The sequence below is a fragment of the Nocardia tengchongensis genome (assembly GCF_054781395.1).
In genome coordinates this window covers 338039-358341 of sequence record NZ_BAAGUM010000005.1, presented here as the reverse complement: position 1 = coordinate 358341, position 20303 = coordinate 338039, and the positions used below count along the sequence as shown (strand labels likewise).

The 20303-nt window shown below is 68.5% G+C and carries 22 protein-coding genes; 4 read left to right on the top strand and 18 right to left on the bottom strand.

Annotated elements, in window-relative coordinates:
• The first annotated feature begins 40 nt into the window (after positions 1 to 40).
• A complete protein-coding gene (eccD, locus tag ACYVKL_RS10200) occupies positions 41 to 1498 on the top strand; it encodes a type VII secretion integral membrane protein EccD (protein ID WP_379168897.1) in 1458 nt (485 codons plus the stop codon).
• A gap of 12 nt (positions 1499 to 1510) precedes the next feature.
• On the top strand, positions 1511 to 2971 hold the full coding sequence (gene mycP, locus ACYVKL_RS10195) for a type VII secretion-associated serine protease mycosin (protein WP_379168648.1): 1461 nt from the start codon (positions 1511 to 1513) through the stop codon (positions 2969 to 2971).
• A gap of 3 nt (positions 2972 to 2974) precedes the next feature.
• On the opposite strand, the gene eccB is transcribed toward mycP, so the two are convergent.
• Positions 2975 to 4462, bottom strand: a complete 1488-nt coding sequence (gene eccB, locus ACYVKL_RS10190; protein WP_379168647.1) for a type VII secretion protein EccB — start codon at positions 4460 to 4462, stop codon at positions 2975 to 2977.
• A 54-nt stretch (positions 4463 to 4516) separates the two neighbouring features.
• Positions 4517 to 4684, bottom strand: a complete 168-nt coding sequence (locus ACYVKL_RS10185; protein ID WP_379168915.1) for a hypothetical protein — start codon at positions 4682 to 4684, stop codon at positions 4517 to 4519.
• On the opposite strand from ACYVKL_RS10185, the gene eccE reads away from it, so the two are divergent.
• Entirely contained in the window at positions 4635 to 6233 is a 1599-nt protein-coding gene (gene eccE, locus ACYVKL_RS10180; protein WP_379168895.1) for a type VII secretion protein EccE, read from the top strand. The genes ACYVKL_RS10185 and eccE overlap by 50 nt on opposite strands.
• On the opposite strand, the gene ACYVKL_RS10175 is transcribed toward eccE, so the two are convergent.
• The 3 genes from ACYVKL_RS10175 to ACYVKL_RS10165 all read right to left on the bottom strand — a co-directional run bounded on the left by ACYVKL_RS10175 (position 6230) and on the right by ACYVKL_RS10165 (position 9244).
• On the bottom strand, positions 6230 to 6808 hold the full coding sequence (locus tag ACYVKL_RS10175) for an NADPH-dependent FMN reductase (RefSeq protein ID WP_379168645.1): 579 nt from the start codon (positions 6806 to 6808) through the stop codon (positions 6230 to 6232). The genes eccE and ACYVKL_RS10175 overlap by 4 nt on opposite strands.
• Before the next feature lie 42 nt (positions 6809 to 6850).
• Complete coding sequence (locus tag ACYVKL_RS10170; RefSeq protein ID WP_379168893.1) at positions 6851 to 8086, bottom strand: NAD-dependent epimerase/dehydratase family protein; 1236 nt, start codon at positions 8084 to 8086, stop codon at positions 6851 to 6853.
• A 342-nt stretch (positions 8087 to 8428) separates the two neighbouring features.
• Positions 8429 to 9244, bottom strand: coding sequence for an S-methyl-5'-thioadenosine phosphorylase (locus ACYVKL_RS10165; protein WP_379168643.1), 816 nt, complete (start codon positions 9242 to 9244; stop codon positions 8429 to 8431).
• 111 nt (positions 9245 to 9355) lie between these two features.
• Here ACYVKL_RS10165 and ACYVKL_RS10160 point away from each other — a divergent pair, with 111 nt between their 5' ends.
• The gene (locus ACYVKL_RS10160; RefSeq protein ID WP_213560641.1) at positions 9356 to 9694 is read left to right on the top strand and encodes a metal-sensitive transcriptional regulator; all 339 of its coding nucleotides are present in this window, start codon (positions 9356 to 9358) and stop codon (positions 9692 to 9694) included.
• 20 nt (positions 9695 to 9714) lie between these two features.
• On the opposite strand, the gene ACYVKL_RS10155 is transcribed toward ACYVKL_RS10160, so the two are convergent.
• The 13 genes from ACYVKL_RS10155 to infA all read right to left on the bottom strand — a co-directional run bounded on the left by ACYVKL_RS10155 (position 9715) and on the right by infA (position 20109).
• On the bottom strand, positions 9715 to 10719 hold the full coding sequence (locus tag ACYVKL_RS10155; protein ID WP_379168641.1) for a nitrilase-related carbon-nitrogen hydrolase: 1005 nt from the start codon (positions 10717 to 10719) through the stop codon (positions 9715 to 9717).
• Between the two features lie 79 nt (positions 10720 to 10798).
• A complete protein-coding gene (locus ACYVKL_RS10150) occupies positions 10799 to 11761 on the bottom strand; it encodes an AraC family transcriptional regulator (protein WP_379168639.1) in 963 nt (320 codons plus the stop codon).
• Positions 11762 to 11891: 130 nt separating this feature from the next.
• Positions 11892 to 12746 (bottom strand): nitrilase-related carbon-nitrogen hydrolase, encoded by an 855-nt coding sequence (locus ACYVKL_RS10145; protein WP_379168636.1) that lies wholly within the window; start codon positions 12744 to 12746, stop codon positions 11892 to 11894.
• Between the two features lie 80 nt (positions 12747 to 12826).
• The gene (locus ACYVKL_RS10140) at positions 12827 to 13810 is read right to left on the bottom strand and encodes an AraC family transcriptional regulator (RefSeq protein ID WP_357197682.1); all 984 of its coding nucleotides are present in this window, start codon (positions 13808 to 13810) and stop codon (positions 12827 to 12829) included.
• 230 nt (positions 13811 to 14040) lie between these two features.
• Positions 14041 to 14964, bottom strand: a complete 924-nt coding sequence (locus ACYVKL_RS10135; protein ID WP_379168634.1) for a helix-turn-helix domain-containing protein — start codon at positions 14962 to 14964, stop codon at positions 14041 to 14043.
• A gap of 316 nt (positions 14965 to 15280) precedes the next feature.
• Positions 15281 to 16195, bottom strand: a complete 915-nt coding sequence (gene truA / locus ACYVKL_RS10130) for a tRNA pseudouridine(38-40) synthase TruA (protein ID WP_213557956.1) — start codon at positions 16193 to 16195, stop codon at positions 15281 to 15283.
• A gap of 70 nt (positions 16196 to 16265) precedes the next feature.
• Positions 16266 to 16763, bottom strand: a complete 498-nt coding sequence (gene rplQ / locus ACYVKL_RS10125; protein ID WP_379168632.1) for a 50S ribosomal protein L17 — start codon at positions 16761 to 16763, stop codon at positions 16266 to 16268.
• Positions 16764 to 16815: 52 nt separating this feature from the next.
• On the bottom strand, positions 16816 to 17874 hold the full coding sequence (locus ACYVKL_RS10120) for a DNA-directed RNA polymerase subunit alpha (protein ID WP_033085978.1): 1059 nt from the start codon (positions 17872 to 17874) through the stop codon (positions 16816 to 16818).
• Positions 17875 to 17993: 119 nt separating this feature from the next.
• Positions 17994 to 18599, bottom strand: coding sequence for a 30S ribosomal protein S4 (gene rpsD / locus ACYVKL_RS10115; RefSeq protein WP_213557958.1), 606 nt, complete (start codon positions 18597 to 18599; stop codon positions 17994 to 17996).
• Positions 18600 to 18623: 24 nt separating this feature from the next.
• Positions 18624 to 19037: a 30S ribosomal protein S11 gene (gene rpsK, locus ACYVKL_RS10110; protein WP_213557959.1), complete on the bottom strand. Its 414-nt coding sequence runs from the start codon at positions 19035 to 19037 to the stop codon at positions 18624 to 18626.
• 9 nt (positions 19038 to 19046) lie between these two features.
• Entirely contained in the window at positions 19047 to 19418 is a 372-nt protein-coding gene (gene rpsM / locus ACYVKL_RS10105) for a 30S ribosomal protein S13 (protein WP_213557960.1), read from the bottom strand.
• A 236-nt stretch (positions 19419 to 19654) separates the two neighbouring features.
• Positions 19655 to 19768: a 50S ribosomal protein L36 gene (rpmJ, locus tag ACYVKL_RS10100; protein ID WP_033085975.1), complete on the bottom strand. Its 114-nt coding sequence runs from the start codon at positions 19766 to 19768 to the stop codon at positions 19655 to 19657.
• A 119-nt stretch (positions 19769 to 19887) separates the two neighbouring features.
• Entirely contained in the window at positions 19888 to 20109 is a 222-nt protein-coding gene (infA, locus tag ACYVKL_RS10095; RefSeq protein ID WP_040804562.1) for a translation initiation factor IF-1, read from the bottom strand.
• Between the last annotated feature and the right edge of the window lie 194 nt (positions 20110 to 20303).

Here is a 20303-nt window from a genome sequence, read left to right as displayed (position 1 = left end):
TTCACAGACGGCAACCATCTTGCCGTACAGTTCGGGCGTGATGCACTCGCGGACGGATCACCTCGAGGACTTCCGCGGCACCGTGCGCGCGCCGGATCTCGCGCGAGTCACCATTCTGGCCAAGCACACTCAGGTCGACATGGCCATTCCCGTGGATGTGCCGGTGGCCCTGATCATTCCGAGCCTGGTCGACATGGTCGATCAGCACAACCGCGCCAACGACTTCGACCTCGACGGCGAGCCGGTCGAGCCGCACGAGTGGGTGCTGGCCCGCATCGGGCAGCCGCCGTTCTCCAATTCGCTGAGCCTGGCCGAGCAGGGTGTACGCGACGGCGAACTGCTCATGCTGGAGAGCGCCGCGCGCAGCGCGCCCGCGCCCCTGTTCGACGACATCATGTACAACGTCGCCATCGCCGACGCCGACCACTTCCGCGGCTGGTCCCCGCGCACCGCCCGCCGGACCGGGTCGGTGCTGGCGGTGGCCGGCATGCTGACCGGCTGCTTCGGCCTGCTGGCCGTGCCCGACGCCGTCCCGAGCTGGGTCTGTGCGAGCGTGGCCACCGCCGTCACGCTGCTGCTGGTCACCGCGGGCACGGTGCTGGCCCGCATGTACCGCGACCCCGCGAGTGCCCTGGTGCTGGGCGGCTGTGCGCTGCCGACGGCGTTCACCGCCGGAGCATTGTTCGTCCCGAGTCACTATGGCTGGGCCAATGGACTTTTGGGCGCGGTCCTGGCCGGGGCCACCGCGCTGCTGGCCTGGCGGTCGAGCGGGGTCGGTCCGGGCCTGTTCATCGGGGCGGCCACGCTCGCCGTCTTCGCCATCCCGGCCGCACTGGTCGGCCTGCTCACCGAGCTGCCGGTGCGCGCGATCGGTGGTGGCGTCGCAGCCTTGGGCCTGGCCGGATTATCGCTGACACCAAGGCTTTCCATGCTGCTGGCCCGGCTTCCGCTGCCGCCGGTGCCCGCCCCGGGCACCCCCATCGATCCCACCGAGGACGACCCCGACGACCATCGCGCGCTGCCCACGCTGGAGGCATTGCGCGCGAAATCCGAACAGGCGCGGGACTATTTGGCCGGTCTGGTGGTGGCGACCACCCTCGTGGTCGTGACGGGTGCGGTGGCGAGCGTGGATCCGACTGCCGGACGGCCCTTCTGGCCCGGCCTCGCCCTGGCATTGGTGTGCGCGGCGGTGCTGCTGTTCCGCAGCCGCACCTACGCGGGCGCGGAGCAGGCGGTGGTGCTCATCGCGGGCGGCGCGGCCATCGCGCTGCTGGTGTTGATCGGCGCGGCGCTCACCCAGCGTCAGCCGCTCACGGTTTTCGGTGTGGCCCTGGCGCTTTTCGCGGCCGCGCTGGTGCTGGGCTTCCTGGTACCGCACCGGCAGGCGTCACCGCCGGTCCGCCGGGCGGTGGAGTTACTGGAGTACGGCTTCGTGGCCGCCGTTGCGCCACTGGCCTTCTGGGTGACCGGCCTCTACGCCCTCGTGCGCGGACTCTGATCGAGGCCGGCGATGCGGGGTAGAGCGGTGAACGCCAAGGAGTCTCACAGAACTGCTGCGGGCGTACGGCGCGCTTCCCGCGTAGCCGCGGCGGCATCGGTACTGGCGCTGGGAGTCTCGTTCGGCATCGGTTCCGGACCGGGCGCCGCCCAGGCGGACCGGCCGCCGCCGATCGATGTGGGCCTGCTGCCCCCGGGCGGACCGGCCACCCCGCCGACCCCCACCGAGCACCCTGCCAACTCCCCCTGCCTCAGCACCCAAGAGGGCGGCGACGGGCCGACCATACCCGCCACCCAGCGCACCCTGAACCTGCCCGGCGCCTGGAAATTCTCACGCGGCGCAGGCCAATTGGTGGCCGTCATCGACACCGGGGTGTCGCCGCATCCGCGCCTGCCCGGCCTCATTGCCGAGGGCGACTACGTAGCGGCCGGCGGAGACGGCACCGAGGACTGCGACGCGCACGGCACCATCGTGGCGGGCCTGATCGGGGCCACCCAGGTCGGCGGCCAGGGCTTCGCCGGCGTCGCGCCGGAGGCCCGGATCATGACCATCCGCCAGACCAGCGCGCTGTATCAGCCCAAGGGCGCGGGCCGGGAGAAGGGTCCCGACGACATGCCCGACGGCTACGGCAAGATCTCGGCGCTGGCCTCGGCGGTGCGGCGGGCCGCCGACGCGGGCGCGCGGGTCGTCAACATCTCCCTCGTCGCCTGCCCCACCACGGAACCGATGAGCGCGGAGATGGGCGCGCTGGGCGCGGCCGTGCAGTACGCGGCGGTGGTGAAGGACGTGGTCATCGTGGCGTCGGCGGGCAACACCGACACCTGCAAGGCGAGCAATCCGGGCCTGGATCCCCTGCACCCCGACGGCGATCCGTGGGATCACGTCACGTCCTATGTGGTGCCGGCCTGGTGGGACGCCTACGTGTTGTCGGTCGGCTCGGTGGACGCGTTCGGGCAGCCGTCGAAGTTCACCGTCCCGGGGCCGTGGGTGGGGGTCGCCGCGCCGGGTGAGAACGTCGTCTCCCTCGATCCCCGCGATACCGGGCTCACCACCGCGAAGGTGACCAATCAGGGCCAGGTCCTGCCCTACAGCGGAACAAGTTTCGCCGCCCCGCAGGTGGCGGGGGTCGCCGCGCTGGTGCGGTCGCGGTATCCCGATATGCGGGCCGCGGAGGTGGTCGAGCGGATCGAGGCCACCGCGCACGCCCCGGGCGAGGGCTGGAATCCCTACATCGGTTACGGCACGGTCGATCCCGTGGCGGCGCTCACCGCCGAGGTGCGCAAGGAGTTGCGGCCCAAACATCCGGCGGACGCGCGCGATCAACAGCTCGGTGTGCCCAATCCGGCTGCTGCGCCCGACAATACGGCGCGCGATGCCGCTTTGATCGGCAGTGGCATCGTCGCGCTGCTTCTGGTTCTGGGTTTCCTGGCGTCGTTCCCGCTGCGCCGCAAGTTCGGCAGCCGCGACAGCTGATCGCTAGTTCGCGCTGGGCCCTCGGGTTTTCACCGGTTCCTCGGCCGGATTCGGATCCGGCGCCACACCGTCGTGAGCGACCATGGCGCCTTCCCGGCTCAAGACCGGCCCGGGAGCGAGTAGTCCGAGGATCGGCCACGGCGCGGGTTCGGGTCGCACCCGCTCCGGGTCCATGCCCAGCGCCTCGGCGGCCTCGAGATTCCTGACGCCGAAGCGAACACCGTAGTCGGACACGAAGAACAGGCTGTCGTGACGCTGACTGTCCGGTTCGATCCCCGTGGACTGCACGTAGGCGCCCGCGCCCGGCTTCAGGTAGAAGCTGTCCACGTTGGGTCCGCTGCCGTCGGCCTGCGCCAGCGGCACCAGCCGGGCGCCGTCGGGGATCGGGACCGCGTGCCCGGTGAGCACCGACAACTCGGCGTGCCTGCTGCCGTCGGACGTGTCGGCGGAGCTCACCGGCCGCCAGGACAGGCAGTCCACGGGCTGGTCCTTGCCGTCCACCAAAGCCGGGGCCCGACTCGGATACTTCGACACCGGCAAAGCCGAGGACACGGGCGCACCGGTGCGATCAGCCTGCGCGATATAGCTGTCGGCGGCGCTGGAGCGGTAGGTATTGCGGATGATGTCGGCGGTGAGCGCCGACACGGGCTGCAGCCCGTCGGGCAGCACCGCGTAGTACCTGCTGTCGGTGCGCACCTGCACAACGTCGCCGATGCGATGCTCGCCGAGCGGATAGCCCGGTGCGGCCCCGGCATTCTCGATACGCGGCGGCACCAGCGGCGGCACCTCGGGGATGGCGTCGAGCAGGCCCTCGCTGATCGGGCGCGGTGTCTGGCCGTTCAGCTCCAGTGCGTCGGCCACGGCGCGATCCTCGAGGTCGATGCGGGCGCGCTGATCGTCGTAGATCAGATACGTGTAATCCCGGCCCTGCACCAGCAGCGCCCTGCCGGGCTCCAACGCGGAAACCTTGTCCCTCGAAGCGGATTCGCCAAGCATCACCGAACTCGTGAGGTTGCGGCTGCCGTCGTTGGACAACGCGTCGCACACCGTCCAGGTGCGGCCGTCGCCGCGGGTGAAGTTCAGCGAGGTCGGCGCGCCGGGGATGCCGATCAGCTGGCCGCGCGGCTGCTCGGCCAGCTGGGACTCGTCAACGATGGCGGGCTTGGCGGCGTCGCCCGCGGCCAGCCGCGCCGAGGCCAGGTTCAGCGCCGGGTGCACCACATTGTCGAGCACGACGTACACCGCGCCGGTGTCCTTGCCGATGAGGATCTTGTTGGAGCCGATCTTGTCCTGCGGCCGCAGCAGAGCCAATACTCCGCAACCAGCCAGTGCGACACACGCGAGGATCAGTCCGGCGGCGAAGGCGCGGGACTGGGAACGCATGGGATCGTGCAACATTCGCACGTCCCGGCGGACCAGGGCGTGCTCCATGCGACGGACCAGGAAGCGGTAGCCGCTCACCTGCCATCGGGTCGTGGGTTTCGAAGGCATCCAACTCCCGGCGCGTCGTTGGTTTCGCCGAACACAGTACAGTGACAAGGACATTCATTCGCGCTCGACCGCCGCGCGGGTGCCGCGCGGGGCCGACATCGGGGAGCCGGGGACGACGATGACGATCACATCCGGGGAGGCGGGGCGGCGGCCGTCACCGGTCCGGATCTCCTTGGCGAACCTGGTCTGGGCGCAGGTCTCCGGACTGGTCGTTCTGGTCATCGCAATGATGTGCGGGCTGACCTGGTGGGCTGCGCTCGCCCTGGGCATAGTGGTCGGTCTGGTTCTTGTGCTACCGCTCGGCAAACGTACTGTTTCCGACTGGATCACCACCCGCGGCCGATTCCGCGCCCGCCGCGGCCACCCGCCCGCCGACCTCATCGACTTCCGCGCCCCCGACGGCCGCTCCCTCGGCCTCTACCGCGACGGCAGTCGCGTGGTCGCCGTCGTCGAAGTGCTGGCCTCCAAAGGCGGACTCACCCGCCTCGGCCGCTCCACCGTGCAGTCCACCCACCTGCTGCCGCTGCCCGAACTCGCGAAAAGCCTGAGCCGCCACGACATTCTGCTGTCCGGCATCGACATCGTCTCGCACGGCTTCCGCAGCCGCTCCGGCACGCCCGCGGGCGCGATCTACGAATCACTGCTCGGCCCGCTGCCCGCCACCGCGCACCGCACGGTCTGGCTGGCCATCGCCTTCGACCCCGTCACCCGCCCGGAGGCCGCGACACGGCGCGGCGGCGGACTGCCCGGCGCGTGTCGCGCGGTCACCGCCGCCACCGAACGCGTGGTGCGCATCCTCGAGGACGGCGGATGCACGGCCCGCCTGCTCACCGCACCCGAGATCCGCCAGGCCGCCCTGCAGGTCACCGCGGGCGTGGATCCCGGTGCGCTGACCCAGCACTGGCGCTACGCCGAACTCGGCAACAGCGTGAACATCGGTGCGGCCGTGGACCCCCGGCAGCTGGGCTCCGACCTGCTCGCCCAGCTCTGGGTGCCCGCCTCCCGCGGCACCACCGTGGCCGTGAAACTGCGCCCCGGCGACAGCGCCGACACCGTGCGGATCGGCGCGGCCTGGCGGCTCACCGCCCGGGAGCTGCCCGAGGAGCCGCTGCAGCAGCACATGATCTCCATGAACGGCCGTCACCGCGAGGGCCTGCTCGCGCACCTGCCGTTCGCGGTACCGGGCCTGGACGACACCGTGCCCGCCGAACTCCGCGATATCGCCGAACTCGGCGCCCTGCACCTGCCCTCAGCGGGGTGCGGACAGCTGCTCGGCTCCGACGGGGACGGCAACGGTGTCGCCATCCGCCTGGTCGGGCAGGGCATTTCGAGCGTGTACGTGGCCGGCGAGCTCTATCTCGCACAACAGCTGGTCTTCCGCGCCCTGGCCGTCGGCGAACGCGTCCTGGTCCGTACCGACCGCCCCGACGCCTGGCAGCAGCTGGTCACCACCATCGGCAATCCCGAGCGCCTCGCCGTCGCGATCGAAACCCACCAGTCCGACGCCGATTTCACCGCCACCGTAGTCGACGGGGTGCTCGCGCCCGCACCCCACGCGGGCATCACCACCTTCCACCTCACCGACGACCCACTGGGCTGGCCCGCCACCGGACCGGACCTGTCCGTCCGGCAGCCCGGCGCGGCCGGGAATCGAATCATCCTGCGCACCGGCGCAACCGAGGTCCCGCTGACGCTGGTCTCCATCCCCCGCGAGTCCACCTACATCGGTCAGCCCCGCGCCGCCGCGGCCGCCACTCGCACCCCCGGCTAGCTCCCCGGGTAGGGATCCGCGGCGCGCGCTGTACGCAACGCCCCTGCCCACCAAGCGAGTTGGCGCAGCATACGGTCCGCGGCATCGATCGCGGCACCATCGCTCGTTTCACCGTCGGCGTCGAATCTGCGTTTGGCCTCGTGGAAACTGACGGTCTCGCGCACCGAAACCATGTGGATCTCGGCGACCACCTGCCGCAGCTGCTCGACCGCGCGCAGGCCGCCGGACAGACCGCCGTAGCTGACGAAACCGATGGGCTTGCCGCGCCATTCGCGTTTGACGCTGTCGAGGGCGGTCTTCAGCGACGCCGGATAGCCGTGGTTGTACTCGGAGGTGACCGCCACGAAGGCGTCCGCGGCGGCGATCCGCTGCTGGAAGGCCCGCACCTCGTCGGTCTCGGTGAGATCGGCCGGCAACGGGGTATCGATCAGGTCGATGACACCCACCTCGAAATCCGCGTCCGCGCGCGCCCGCCGCAGGAACCAGTCCGCGACCACGGGCGCGAACCGCTTGGGGCGCACACTGGCGACGATGACCTCGAGCCGCAGCGGAGCGTCGTTCGAAAACTCAGCCATGCCGAGAGCCTATCGGGCTCGCTCGAACCCACCCGCCCCGGTTCAACGCCGCCCGGTGCCGCGCCTGGCATAGTCGGCGAGGCCCTTGGCGGGCAAGGTCGGAGCCGTGAAATCCAGGGCGTGCTTGGCTCTTTCCGGATGTGCGACCACATGCCGGATATCGGTGACCCGACATTGCCCGGTCACCACCGGCGACGGCCCGTCCACAGCCTTTGCCATGGTGGAGGCCACCTCCCACAGCGTGAGCGGCCGCCCCGAAGCGATGTTCAACGGCACGAATCCCGGCACCGGGCGCTCCACCGCGGCCACGGTCGCCAGCGCCGCGTCCCGCACGTGCACAAAATCGCGAACCTGCCCGCCGTCCTCGAAGACCCGCGGCGGACGGCCCGCCGCCAGTTCGGCCCGAAAACGCGCCACCACACCCGATTCCGCCGACCGCACCCGCCGACCGTCGGCCACCGGATCCCCGTAGAGATTGTGGTACCGCAGCACCGCGGCCTGACCGCCGGTATTTGCCACCCAGGCCAGCGCGTAATGCTCCTGCGCGACTTTGCTTGCCGCGTAAGCGCTCCGGGGCCGCAGCGGGGCGTCCTCCCCCATCGGCTCCCAGGTCAGTACCTCCCCCGAGCGCGGCGCGCGGTGGTCGAACAGCCCTCGGTCCAGATCTCCCCGCCGCCGCAGTCCCGGATAGAACGGCCCGCTGCGCACGCCGCGGTACCGCCCCTCGCCGTACACCGCCACCGAGGACCCGAGCACCAGCCGACGCACGCCCTCCCGCTCCATGGCGGCCAGCAGCACGGCGGTACCGACGTCATTGTGCGCCGCATAGAGCGCGGCCCAGCGCATGCCCTCCGCCCCGGGGCGATCGGTTCCTGCCCGGCCCGCGCCGACCGGGCCGCGGACGCACGGACCGGCCCCGTGCGCCGAGTCCGCGCGACCACGCAGACCATCCGCTGACGCCCGGCGCGAATGCGGAACATCTTGCGGCGAAGCCAAATTGGATGGATCGGCGCAGACCGGCTCGACCGCGCCGCGTACCTGCGGGAGCGGCACGGCCGTGGCCAGGTGACAGACCGCGTCGACATCGCCCAGCAGGGGTTCGAGCGCGCCCTGATCACGGATGTCGATGCGCGAGACATTCTCGGGAACAACCGGATTCGGTCCATGCACGGTCTCGAGCAACGCATCGATGGCGACGACCTGATGCCCCGCGGCCAGCAAGGCGCGGTGAACATGAGAGCCCAGGTAGCCGGCGGCGCCGGTCACCAGGACGCGCAGGGGGTCGGGACCGCCCGCATTCATGAACCAAGCCTAGCGGACGTAACCCCAATACCTATTTACAGATGGACATTCCGGGCATAACACCGAACCCGCGAATGCCGCCGCGAGCGGGTGCAATGGCGCACCACGGGGCACAACGGCGTACCCCGGCTCCCCCGCCTCCCGAGCCTTCAGCGGACGACTGAGAGCCGTCCGCCGTGGCAACCCGTGCCGCCGGTTGGGTGCCGAACCGATTCCGGGCGTACCCGACGAGTTACCCCTGTCGCCACGAAATCAGTTGTCGCGGGAGATTCGAAGATCCTCCGGCAAGTCGCGACGCCCGAACGACAGGGGCCAATCTCAGGGCAGTTCGAAGGGCAGCTGCACGCCGGTACCGGTCAGCACCCGGCACTTGTCGCAGGTGTCGTCGCCCTGCACCGCGGCGACGGCGCGGCGCACCATCGCCTTGAACGGCACCAGGTTGCGCTCGAACTCGGCGAAGACGTCGGCGGCGCTGACGCCCTCACCCGACTCCAGCCCGGCGTCCAGGTCGGTGACCAGAGCGATTGCGGAATAGCACATTTCGAGTTCGCGAGCGAGCACGGCCTCCGGGTGCCCGGTCATGTTGACCAGCTCCCAGCCCTGCCCGGCGAACCAGCGGCTCTCGGCGCGGGTGGAGAAGCGCGGGCCCTCCACCACGACCATGGTGCCGTAGTCGTGCGCGGGCAGATCGTCGCCGGCCGAGGCGAAGGCGGCCGACCGCAGTTCCTCGCAGTACGGGTCGGCGAAGGACACGTGCACGCCGCCGGTGTCGTAGAAGGTCTGGGCGCGCCCGGAGGTGCGGTCCACCAGCTGGTCCGGCACGGCGATCGTGCCCGGCCCCCAGTCGGCGCGCAGGCTGCCGACCGCGCAGGGACCGAAGATGCGGCGCACGCCCAGGGTGCGCAGCGCCCACATGTTGGCGCGGTAGGGCACGGTGTGCGGGGAGAATTCGTGCTTGCGGCCGTGCCGCGGCAGGAACGCGACCGAGCGTCCCTCCACCTGACCGATGGTGATGGGCGCGCTGGGCGCGCCGTAGGGGGTCTCGATCTCGACCGTGGTCGCGTCATCGCCGAAGAAGTCGTAGAAGCCGCTGCCTCCGATGATGGCGAGCGTTGCCCGTGCGTCCGAACTCATACCCTCGATTCTTGCCTACGCGCGCGCGAGTGGTGGGACCAGGGCGAACCATGTACCCTAGGGGGGTATTTCCACCCGGGAGTGAGGACAGCGTAGGTGACCAACGACAAGATCGCACCCCAGGACCACAGCGAGACCGACGCCGCCGAGTCCTGCCACGACCACGCCTCGCACGGCTACATCACCGCCAAGGACGACTACCTCAAGCGCCTGCGCCGCATCGAAGGTCAGGCCCGCGGCCTGCAGCGGATGGTCGAGGAGGAGAAGTACTGCATCGACATCCTCACCCAGGTCTCGGCCATGACCAAGGCCCTGCAGGCGGTCGCCATGGGCCTGCTCGAGGATCACATCAGCCACTGCGTGGTCGACGCGGCCGTGGCTGGCGGCCCCGAGGCCGAGGCCAAGATCAAGGAAGCCACCGACGCCATCGCCCGCCTCGTGCGCAGCTAGCCCCCCCCAGGGGCACCAGCTCAGCAGGCGGCGGTGCCGCCTGGGTAGGTACCCAGGGACGCCGGGAGGGCCCAGCGGTCCGGGCCGGACTGCCAGCCGGCGGCGACGCGGCGGGAACCGCGGCGGGTGGGGGCGCTGTCCTTGCGGAGGTTGTCCTTGCGGTCGCGGGTGGTGCGAATGGAGTCGCAGGCCTGGTTGTCGGCGACCTCGACCGAGATGTCCAGATCGGCCAGCAGGATGCCCTGCTCGCCCTCTCCCAGCGGGGTCACGACCTCGCCACCGTCGGAACCGTAGATGCGGGCGCGACCGATGGGGCCGCTGGGCTGACGGGAGCCGCCCAAACCCTCGAACGCGGCTTCGCCGACCACCGCGGTGGGCGCGAGCACGAACGCGCCGACCTCGAGCGCGTACATGCGGCTGAGCGTCGCGCTCGACTCCGGGCCGACCGCGTCACCGTCGGGGCTGCCGGGCCAGGCGGCCACGTGGATCTGCTCCTCGTCGGCGCGCAGCGCGCGGGTGAGCAGCGGCCGCTGGTTCTCCTGACCGGAGAGCGCGCCGTACTTGCCGATCGGGGTGTGGTGCACCGCAGGCAGATTCGGGGTTCCGGACGCAAATATCTTGCGCTCCACGCTGTTCAGACCGGCTTTGCGGCGCACCGACAGCAACTCGCCGGAATCGTCGATCACGGCCTGCGACATATAGATTCGGCGTTCCTGCCGCTCACCGAATCCGAGGACGACGTGAATGCCGTGCGCGGCGGCGGCAGCGGTGATCGCGCGCATTTCCGCGCCATCGCGAGTCATCGAATTCTCGCGGCACCGGGTCGAGTATTCGACATTCCACTGATTGGTATCGATCCAGCGCCACCACGGATAACCCGGGAGAAACGCCTCCGGGAATGCGACGAGCCGAGCACCCTGATCTCCCGCCGCCCCGATCAGATCGACAACCTGATCGACACCGTCGGACAGGCGCAGCCAGCTGGGTTCGGCCTGGACGGCGGCGACTCGCACCGTAGTCCTCATCGCTTTTCCCTCATGCATCAGCATGCTTGCCAAGAATTTCGCGATGAACAATGGCCACGAGTGCCGAATGACCGACTGATCATGCCAGGGTGCGAAAAGCTCCCGGAGTTGTACCCATTTCCAGACGGAAGCTTCTGTAGAAGCTACGCTCCGTGAGGAATCCCGATGCTTTCGCAACCGCCGAAAGCGGCAACTGTGGCGCATTTCTCAGTAGGTCGCAAGCACGTTCGATGCGCATGCGGCGCAACACGGTTCCGGGCCCGCCTTCGAACTCACCGAAGACTCGATACAGGGTACGCCGAGACATTCTGCAACCTTCGGCGATTCGGTCGACTCCGAGGTCCGGATCCGCGCAGTTGTCGCGCATGTAGTTCAAGACCCGCTGCCGGTTGAGCGCGTCCGCCGACTGGTCACCGGGTGCGCGGCCGGACGCCGCGATCGCCGCCGCGGCCAGCAGGTCCATACCGGGCGCGGACAACAGCGCGGCACTCTCGGGATCGGTGCGCTGCAATTCCGCCAGACCTCGAAAGAATCCGGCCACGATTCCCGGTGCGGTGTTTCCGGAAAATACTGTCGCAGTGGGCAATTCGAGATTGTCGACGCCGTAGCGTTCCCGCAGCCGGGCGAGCGGGACCTGCACGACGACTTGTTCGAAGCGCTCGGAAGCGTCCCAGCGGTAGGGCCGAGTGCTGTCGTAGAACACGATTCCACCGGGACCGACATCGGCGACGCGATCATCCTGGCACAGTCGTGCGGTACCGACCGTCGGAATACTCGCGAGCAGATATTCGTCCGCGGATCTGCCGATCAGTGCACCGGTGCGGCGAATGACTTGCGGCGTGGATCCGATTACGGAGACATCCATCTCGCCGTAGCTCGCGGATTCGATATAACCTACAAAGCGACCACTCGGTATTGGTTCAACGGCCAGCGGAACGTAAGAGGCACTCACCTGCGCTTCCCAACGCTCGAATGCCTCCGTCGACGTCTGTTCCAGGCCGGACCGCACCTCGATCCGGTTGACCGGTTGTAACCCTTCCACTCCCCATCCCTCGATGACAATGGCGGCCGTGTACGGCCGAATACTGGGGAGAGTGTGTCAGATCGAATGAGAACGAGCCAATGGGCCGAGCAGGTACAACCTGTATCAGTACCGGTACGTACTTGTACCGCTAAGCAGCAGACTCGAAGCTGAGATCGAGTTCCAGATCGGCGTACAGCAAACCCTGTTCGTGCCCGCCCAACGGCGACGCCAGTTCCTCACCGCCCGGCGCGAAGATGCGCGCATGCCCGCCCGGACCCGGCACCAGCTGCTTGGCCGGCTCCACGCCCCGGCGGCCCTCGCTGCCCGCCACGTCCATCACCGAGCACGCCGCGATCACATTCAGCTGCCCGACCACCGCGTACCAAAGCGTGGCCGCGTTGTTCACGCGCACGCCCCAATCCACGTCTCGCGCAACGATGAAACCCGGCCAGGACACCACGTGGATCTGCGCGCCGGTGCGCTCCAGCTCCCGCCGCGCCGGCAGATGCAACTGCTCGGAGCCGCCCTGCACCGCGATGCGGCCGATGCCGGTGCGGAAGACCTGCGACTCGCCGGGCTCACCGGAGCGGAAGATCTTGTGCTCCAACGGCGTCAGCTCGGGCTTGCGGCGGACTCCGAGCAGTACCCCTCGATCATCGATGAGACACTGCGACATGTAGAGCGAACTGCCGCACCGCTCGCTGAAGCCGAGCAGCACGTGGATGCGATGCCGCCGCGCCGCGTCGGCGATGCGCCGGAACTCGGTGCGCCCCACCGTCATCGAATTCGTCCGATAGCGCGCGAAGAAACCCTGACCCCAGCTCACCGACTCCAGCCACAGCCACCACGGATACCCGGGCAGGAAAGTCTCCGGGAAGGCCACCAGTTGCGCGCCGCCCGCGGCCGCGTCCTCGATCAACTCGATCGCCTGCCCGACGCCCGCGGGAAGGTCCAGCCATCGCGGCTCGGCCTGGACGGCTGCGACACGCACCTTCGTCGGCACCTCGGCTCCTTCGACGGGATCGGATGATGCAATCACCCTTCGCCGAACGCGAGCCGGTCACAGCGACATACCGTGCCGTGCTACCGACAGCGCGTGCCTGCGTCCAATTGCGACCGGAATTGCCCCGGAGTCACGCCGGTTTCCTGCCGAAATGCCCGGTAGAAATGCCGATCGGTGGCGAACCCGGACGCCGCCGCGATGGCCGAGAGCGGCCGCTGCGGGTCGGCCCGCAACAGCCGCCGGGCATGCTCGACGCGCATCTGACGCACCAAGGCGGCCGGCCCGCCGATCTCCTCGCAGACCCGGTAGAGCGTGCGCCGCGAGACCAGACAGGCGTGCGCCACCTCGTCCACGGTCAGGTCCGGATCGGTGTAGCGCCGCCGCAGCACCGCCAGCACCTGCTGCCGGGTGAAGACCGAATCGGCCGGCGCCGGGGAGCTCTGCCCGTTGGCCAGCAACAGCGCCGACGAGAGCATGGAGGTGACCTGTGCTTCGAGAACGTCTGCCGCACGCCCGGTTTCGTCGGCCCCGAGCCCGGCCATGCCCCGGAAGAAGTCGGCCACCACCCCCATCGCGCCGGTGACCGGCAAGGCCTTGGCGATCGGCAGTTCGTCACGCTGCAGTCCGGAGTGGTCGAGCACCGCGCCCAGGGGCGCGCGCACGATGGTGGAGACCGCGTTCTCGGTGGTCCGGCTCTCGATCGGGCGGGCGCTGTCGTAGAAGGCGATGGTCCCGGCCCCGCCCTCGATCAGCCGACCGCCCTGCTCGGTCCAGTTCGCGCCCTCGACCACGATGTTCACCAGCAGGAAGTCGCCGGCGGCCTGGTCGAGCTGGCGCTTGGTGCGCACGACCCGCTGGGCGCTCGAGGTCATCAGGGTGAGGCTGGAGCGATCCAGCTGGGTGTAGCGCAGCTTGCCGTGCCAGTCCTGCCCGTTGCCGATCGGTTCGATGATCGACGGCAGCACGGCGTCCGCGACGACGGCCTCCCACTGCTCGAAGGCTTGCCGCGCGGAAACCTCTGAGGTCGTACGGACTTCGGCACTGGCCGTGGAAGCGATACCCACAGCTGCATCATTGCACCTGCGGGCCCTGGGAGATTGGGAATGAAGGCGACGGATGCGACAAAACGGACCACTTGCCCTGAATTTTCCGCGCTGGCTCGCCGCCCGGTCACCGGCGGCTCGAGGCGGCGACCGGGCGGCGCGTTCCCAGTATCCCGCGCGCCGACGCCGTTGTGACTGGCCGCCCGTGCCAGATCACTGTCCATTCATGTCAGCCCGGAAATCACCCCTCATCAGGCATGATATGCCCGGAATTCGCCAGGGGTCATGCCGGCTTCGCGTTTGAAGGCCCGATAGAACTGCCGCTCCGACATGAACCCCGCCGACCGCGCCACCGACAGCAGCGGCCGGGTCGGATCGGTCCGGATCAGGGACACCGCCCGCTCCACCCGCATCCGCCGCAACATGGCCGCCACCCCGTCCTCACCCTGTTCGAACAACCGATACAGGGTGCGGCGCGACACCGAGCACGCCACCGCCACCTGATCGATGGTCAGCTCCGGATCGGCGTAGTGCCGCTGGATGAACGCCAGCGCCCGCTGCTTGGCCAGCGCGTGCGCGGGTTCGTCACGCGGCAGGTCGCCCGCGGCCAGCTGCACCACCGACGCCAGCAGCCCGGTCCCGTGCTTGGCCAGCATGGCCGCCTGTTCCGGTGCGGTGTACTGCAATTGCGCGAGGCCGCAGAAGAAGCGGCCCACGATGCCCGCCGCGCCCTCGGGCGGGAAGCGCACCGCGGTGGGCAGCCGGTCCGCCGGCACCCCGGACGCGCACACCACCTCGGCCAGCGGCACCTGCACCGCCACCACACCCCAGGACTGCTCGAAATGCGCGCTGAACGGCCGGGAACTGACGTGCAGGGTGAGCCCGCCGTCGGCCAGCTCCCCCACCCGGCCGTCCTGCTCCAGCCAGCCGTGCCCGTGCGTGGTGACGCTGGCGAACAGGACGGGTTCCTCGGGGTCGTTGACCAGCTGCGGAATCCGGCTCAGGTGCTGGCCACTGGCCGTCACCATCGACACGTCGATGCCGTCGAATCGCGATTGCACGATGCGAGCCCGGAATTCCCCCGACCGCACCGGCGTCACCACCAGCGGAACGTAGGCCGCCGCGACCACGGCCTCCCATTCCTCGAAAGTCTCCTGCTGCGAAACCTCCGGCATGGAGCGAACCTCCATCACGGAGGGCTCGACGCCGCCCCTCATTGCCCGATTCTCGCATCCCGCCCCCACCCCGAGCCCCGAATTCCCTTAACAACATCCAACTTTCGCCCAACCGTCCGAAATGGCGTATTGCCCGCAACTCGCACAGCGAATCTTCATCCCGGACTTGCATTTTCATCCGCGCGACCGATCCGCAATCACGCGCGCGGCATTGCACCCGCGACCTCGGAAGAGACGCGGGAACGGGGACGGAAAGGGGTGGGTGCGGCCGGCACATCGAACGGCGCGCCGGATGCGCGGCGCGCCGGACGGGGGATCAGTCCCCGCAGCAGCCCTCGGGATCGGGAACGGTACGCACTTCGCGGGTCTGGGCGTTGCGCGCGGCCAGGTCGGCATCGGCGGGATAGTCGACGGCGATCAGGGACAGGCCGTGGGCCGGAGCCACGGTCACCGCACTGGCGCGTTCGCGCTCGTTCAGCAGACCGGCGATCCAGTCGGGGGTGCGGCGGCCCTCACCGACCGACAGCACGCCGCCGACCAGACTGCGCACCATGGACCAGCAGAACGCGTCGGCGCTGACATAGGCGGTCAGCAGATCGCCGTCCTGAACCCAATCGAAGCGCTGGAGTTCACGAATCGTGGTCGCGCCCTCGCGACGGCGGCAGAAGGCGGCGAAATCGTGCAGGCCCAACAACTTTCGGGAGGCCTCACGCATGGCCTCGACATCCGGGCCGGGACGGCACGGCACGACACCGCGCGCCTGCAGCGGCTCGGCGCCGTAGGGGGCGGTAGTCAGTCGGTACGCATAGTGGCGGCGGATCGCCGAGAAACGGGCGTCGAAGTCCGGCGGGGCGAGACGGACCTGCTTGACGCGCACATCCTTGGGCAGGAAGCGAGCCAGCCGGTGCACCAGTTTGGGGCCGTCCACCTCGGTGTGCGTATCGAAGTGCGCGACTTGGCCTTCCGCGTGCACGCCGGCGTCGGTGCGCCCGGCCACGGTGAGCTGGATCGGCTCGCGCTGCACCTTGGACAGGGCTTCCTCCAGCACGCCCTGCACGGTGCGCAGACCGGGCTGGCGCGCCCACCCGGTGAAATCGGTGCCGTCGTAGCTGATGTCCAGCCGTACCCGAATCGAAACCGGTTCGGGCGTCGGATCCTCCACGGTCACAGCGATCTCCTGGTTAACATGGAGAAAGCCCGCCGACCCGGAGGGGACGGCGGGCTCACTCATGGGATGTCCACCTTCGGGGTTTCAGGGGAAGCCCCTGAAAACCCCTTGTTGGTCCGAAGGACCCGGAGTATTACTCCGCGGCCTTGTCCTCGGCAGCGTCGGCCGGAGCCTCGACAACCTCGGCAGCCTCTTCGGCCTTCGCCTCGGCCGGAGCCTCGGGAGCCTTGGAAGCGGCGACACGACGGGCACGGTCGGCCTCGTTGGTCACGGTCTTCTCGCGGACCAGCTCGATGATCGCCATCGGAGCGTTGTCACCCTTGCGGGGGATGGTCTTGATGATGCGGGTGTAGCCACCCTCACGGCCCTCGAACGAGGGACCGATCTCCGCGAACAGCGCGTGCACGATGTCCTTGGAGCGGATCACCTTCATCACCTCGCGACGGTCGGCCAGGGTGCCGCCCTTCGCCTTGGTGACAAGCTTCTCGGCATAGGGGCGCAGCGCCTTGGCCTTGGCCTCGGTGGTCGTGATGCGACCGTGCTCGAAGAGCGCCGTCGCCAGGTTGGCGAAGATCGCCTTCTGGTGCGACGCCGACCCGCCGAAGCGGGCACCCTTCTTGGGCTTGGGCATGTTGGAATCTCCTGTGTTGAAGGCCGATTCGGGGCGCTACACCCCGGATGGCCTAAAGCTGTTCGGTCTCGGCGTAGTCCTGCTCGCCGCTGTCGGTGTCGCTGAACGAGCCGCTGTCGCTCCAGGTGCCGCTCGCCGCGTCGTAGCCGACGACGGAGGACGGATCGAAGGAAGCCGGGGAGTCCTTGAGGGACAGGCCGAGCGAGTGCAGCTTGACCTTGACCTCGTCGATGGACTTCTGACCGAAGTTGCGGATGTCCAGCAGGTCCGACTCGGTGCGGGCGACCAGCTCGCCGACGGTGTGCACACCCTCACGCTTGAGGCAGTTGTACGACCGAACGGTGAGATCCAGGTCCTCGATCGGCAGGCCGAACGAGGCGATGTGGTCCGCCTCGGCCGGGCTCGGGCCGATCTCGATGCCCTCGGCCTCGATGTTCAGCTCGCGCGCGAGTCCGAACAGCTCGACCAGGGTCTTGCCCGCCGACGCCAGCGCATCCCGAGCGGAGATCGAGTTCTTGGTCTCGACATCCAGGATGAGCCGGTCGAAGTCGGTGCGCTGCTCGACACGGGTGGCCTCGACCTTGTACGTCACCTTGAGAACCGGCGAGTAGATCGAGTCAACCGGAATCCGGCCGATTTCCGCACCCGACGCCTTGTTCTGCACGGCCGGGACGTAGCCGCGACCGCGCTCGACCACGAGCTCGATCTCCAGCTTGCCCTTGTCGTTCAGGGTGGCGATGTGCATGTCCGGGTTGTGCACGGTCACGCCCGCCGGGGGGACGATGTCACCGGCGGTGACGGTGCCCGGGCCCTGCTTGCGCACGTACATGGTGACCGGCTCGTCCTCTTCGGACGACACGACCAGGCCCTTGAGGTTCAGGATGATGTCGGTGACATCTTCCTTCACGCCCGGGACGGTGGTGAACTCGTGCAGCACGCCGTCGATGCGAATGCTGGTGACAGCAGCACCAGGAATCGACGACAGCAGCGTGCGGCGCAGCGAGTTGCCGAGGGTGTAACCGAAGCCCGGCTCCAGCGGTTCGATGGTGAACCGCGACCGGTTCTCGGACACGACCTCTTCGGTCAGCGTCGGTCGCTGTGAAATCAGCATTTCTTCCTCCTTCGGACGCCCACTATTTGACGCCCACGATGTGGGAGCTGTTGCGGCCCTGACCCTGTGCTTGTCGAACTGAGCAGGGCCACAACCAGCGGCACGCTTACGCGCACCTATTACTTCGAGTAGAACTCGACGATCAGCTGTTCCTGCAGCGGAACATCGATCTGCGCACGCTCGGGGAGCTGGTGCACCAGGATCCGCAGGCGGCCGGGAACGACCTGCAGCCAGCCCGGGATCGGGCGATCGCCGACGGTCTCACGCGCCACCTGGAAGGGGTACATGGCCAGCGACTTCGGCTTGACATCGATGATGTCGTACTGCGAGACCTGGAAGCTGGGCACATCGACCTTCACACCGTTGACGGTGAAGTGGCCGTGCGAGACCAGCTGGCGGGCGCCACGACGGGTACGGGCCAGACCGGCGCGGTACACGACGTTGTCCAGACGAGCCTCGAGCAGACGCAGCAGGTTGTCGCCGGTCTTGCCCTTCTGGCGGTTCGCCTCTTCGTAGTACTTGCGGAACTGCTTCTCCATGACGCCGTACGAGAAGCGAGCCTTCTGCTTCTCCTGCAGCTGCATGAGGTACTCGGATTCCTTGATCCGCGCGCGGCCGTGCTGGCCGGGCGGGTAAGGACGACGCTCGAACGCCTGGTCGCCTCCGACGAGGTCGACACGCAGACGACGCGACTTGCGGGTAATGGGGCCTGTATAACGAGCCATTGTTCTGTACCTTTTCCTTCCCGCTTAGACGCGACGCCGCTTGGGCGGACGGCAGCCGTTGTGCGGCTGCGGGGTGACATCGGAGATCGTGCCGACCTCCAGGCCAGCGGCCTGGAGCGAACGGATCGCGGTCTCGCGGCCCGAACCCGGGCCCTTCACGAAGACGTCGACCTTCTTGACGCCGTTCTCCTGCGCCTTGCGGGCAGCGTTCTCGGCGGCGAGCTGAGCGGCGAACGGAGTCGACTTACGCGAGCCCTTGAAACCGACGTGGCCGGAGGACGCCCAGGAGATGACGTTGCCTTCGGGATCGGTGATCGACACGATCGTGTTGTTGAACGTGCTCTTGATGTGAGCGTGGCCGTGCGGGATGTTCTTCTTATCCCGGCGACGCGCTTTCTGAGTCTTCTTCGGGCCCGAGGCCCGGCTCTTCGGAGGCATGCGCTATCCCTACTTCTTCTTGCCGGCGACGGTCTTCTTCGGACCCTTGCGCGTACGAGCGTTGGTCTTCGTCCGCTGGCCACGCACGGGCAGGCCACGACGGTGGCGGATGCCCTGGTAGCAGCCGATCTCGATCTTGCGACGAATGTCGGCCTGCACCTCGCGGCGCAGGTCACCCTCGACCTTGAACTCCTGCGCTTCGATGAAGTCGCGGAGCTTGGTCAGGTCGTCATCGCTGAGGTCCTTCGACCGCAGGTCGGGGCTGACGCCCGTCTCCGCGAGGATCTCCTTGGCGCGGGTCCGGCCGATGCCGAAGATGTAGGTCAGCGCGATCTCCATGCGCTTTTCGCGCGGGAGGTCGACGCCCATCAGACGTGCCATGGTTGGCGATTCCTTACTTTTGCGGAGGTCTGCTCCCTGGCCGTCCCCTCGTAAGTGGGGCCCCGGCCTCCGTACCGGGGGTAGGCCGCCATCCGTCCCCTGCGGGACTCGGCGACGGCGACTGGCGCTGGGAGTTCTTCTTCTATTGCCAATCCGAACCGCGTTCGGTGCTTGGCGGTGAGCGACCGGGGGCGTGGAATATCCACAGTCCCGGCGATCACGGCACTAGGCCGCGATCAGCCCTGACGCTGCTTGTGGCGCAGGTTCTCGCAGATCACCATGACCCGACCGTGACGGCGGATCACCTTGCACTTCTCGCAGATCGGCTTGACGGACGGCTGAACCTTCACGTCAGATCCAATCTGGGTTGGTGTTCACTGGCCGTGAACACAGTTTTTCCCCGGTCAGTTCGACCGGGGAAACCCGGGACTTATCGTCCCGGAAGACTTTGCGCCCCGCGGGGAGCGACTCACTTGTAGCGGTAGACGATGCGACCACGGGTCAAGTCGTAGGGCGAGAGCTCCACGACGACGCGGTCCTCGGGCAGGATGCGGATGTAGTGCTGCCGCATCTTGCCGCTGATGTGGGCCAAAACCTTGTGCCCGTTCTCCAGCTCGATCCGGAACATCGCATTGGGCAACGGCTCGATGACCCGGCCCTCGACCTCGATGGCCCCTTCCTTCTTCGCCATATCCTCCGCGATCCGGTTAGGTTGAACCTGGTTGGTTCAAGCTCATTACGGCAGGTCGACCTCGAGAAACGTGGGCGCACCGATAGATTGCCGGTGCACTGCAGCCAACCCGGTGACATACTCACGGGAGGCGGCGCCAGGCGGTATGCCTGGACATGCCACAGCCACTATGTAAGTCACCAGCGACCTACTTT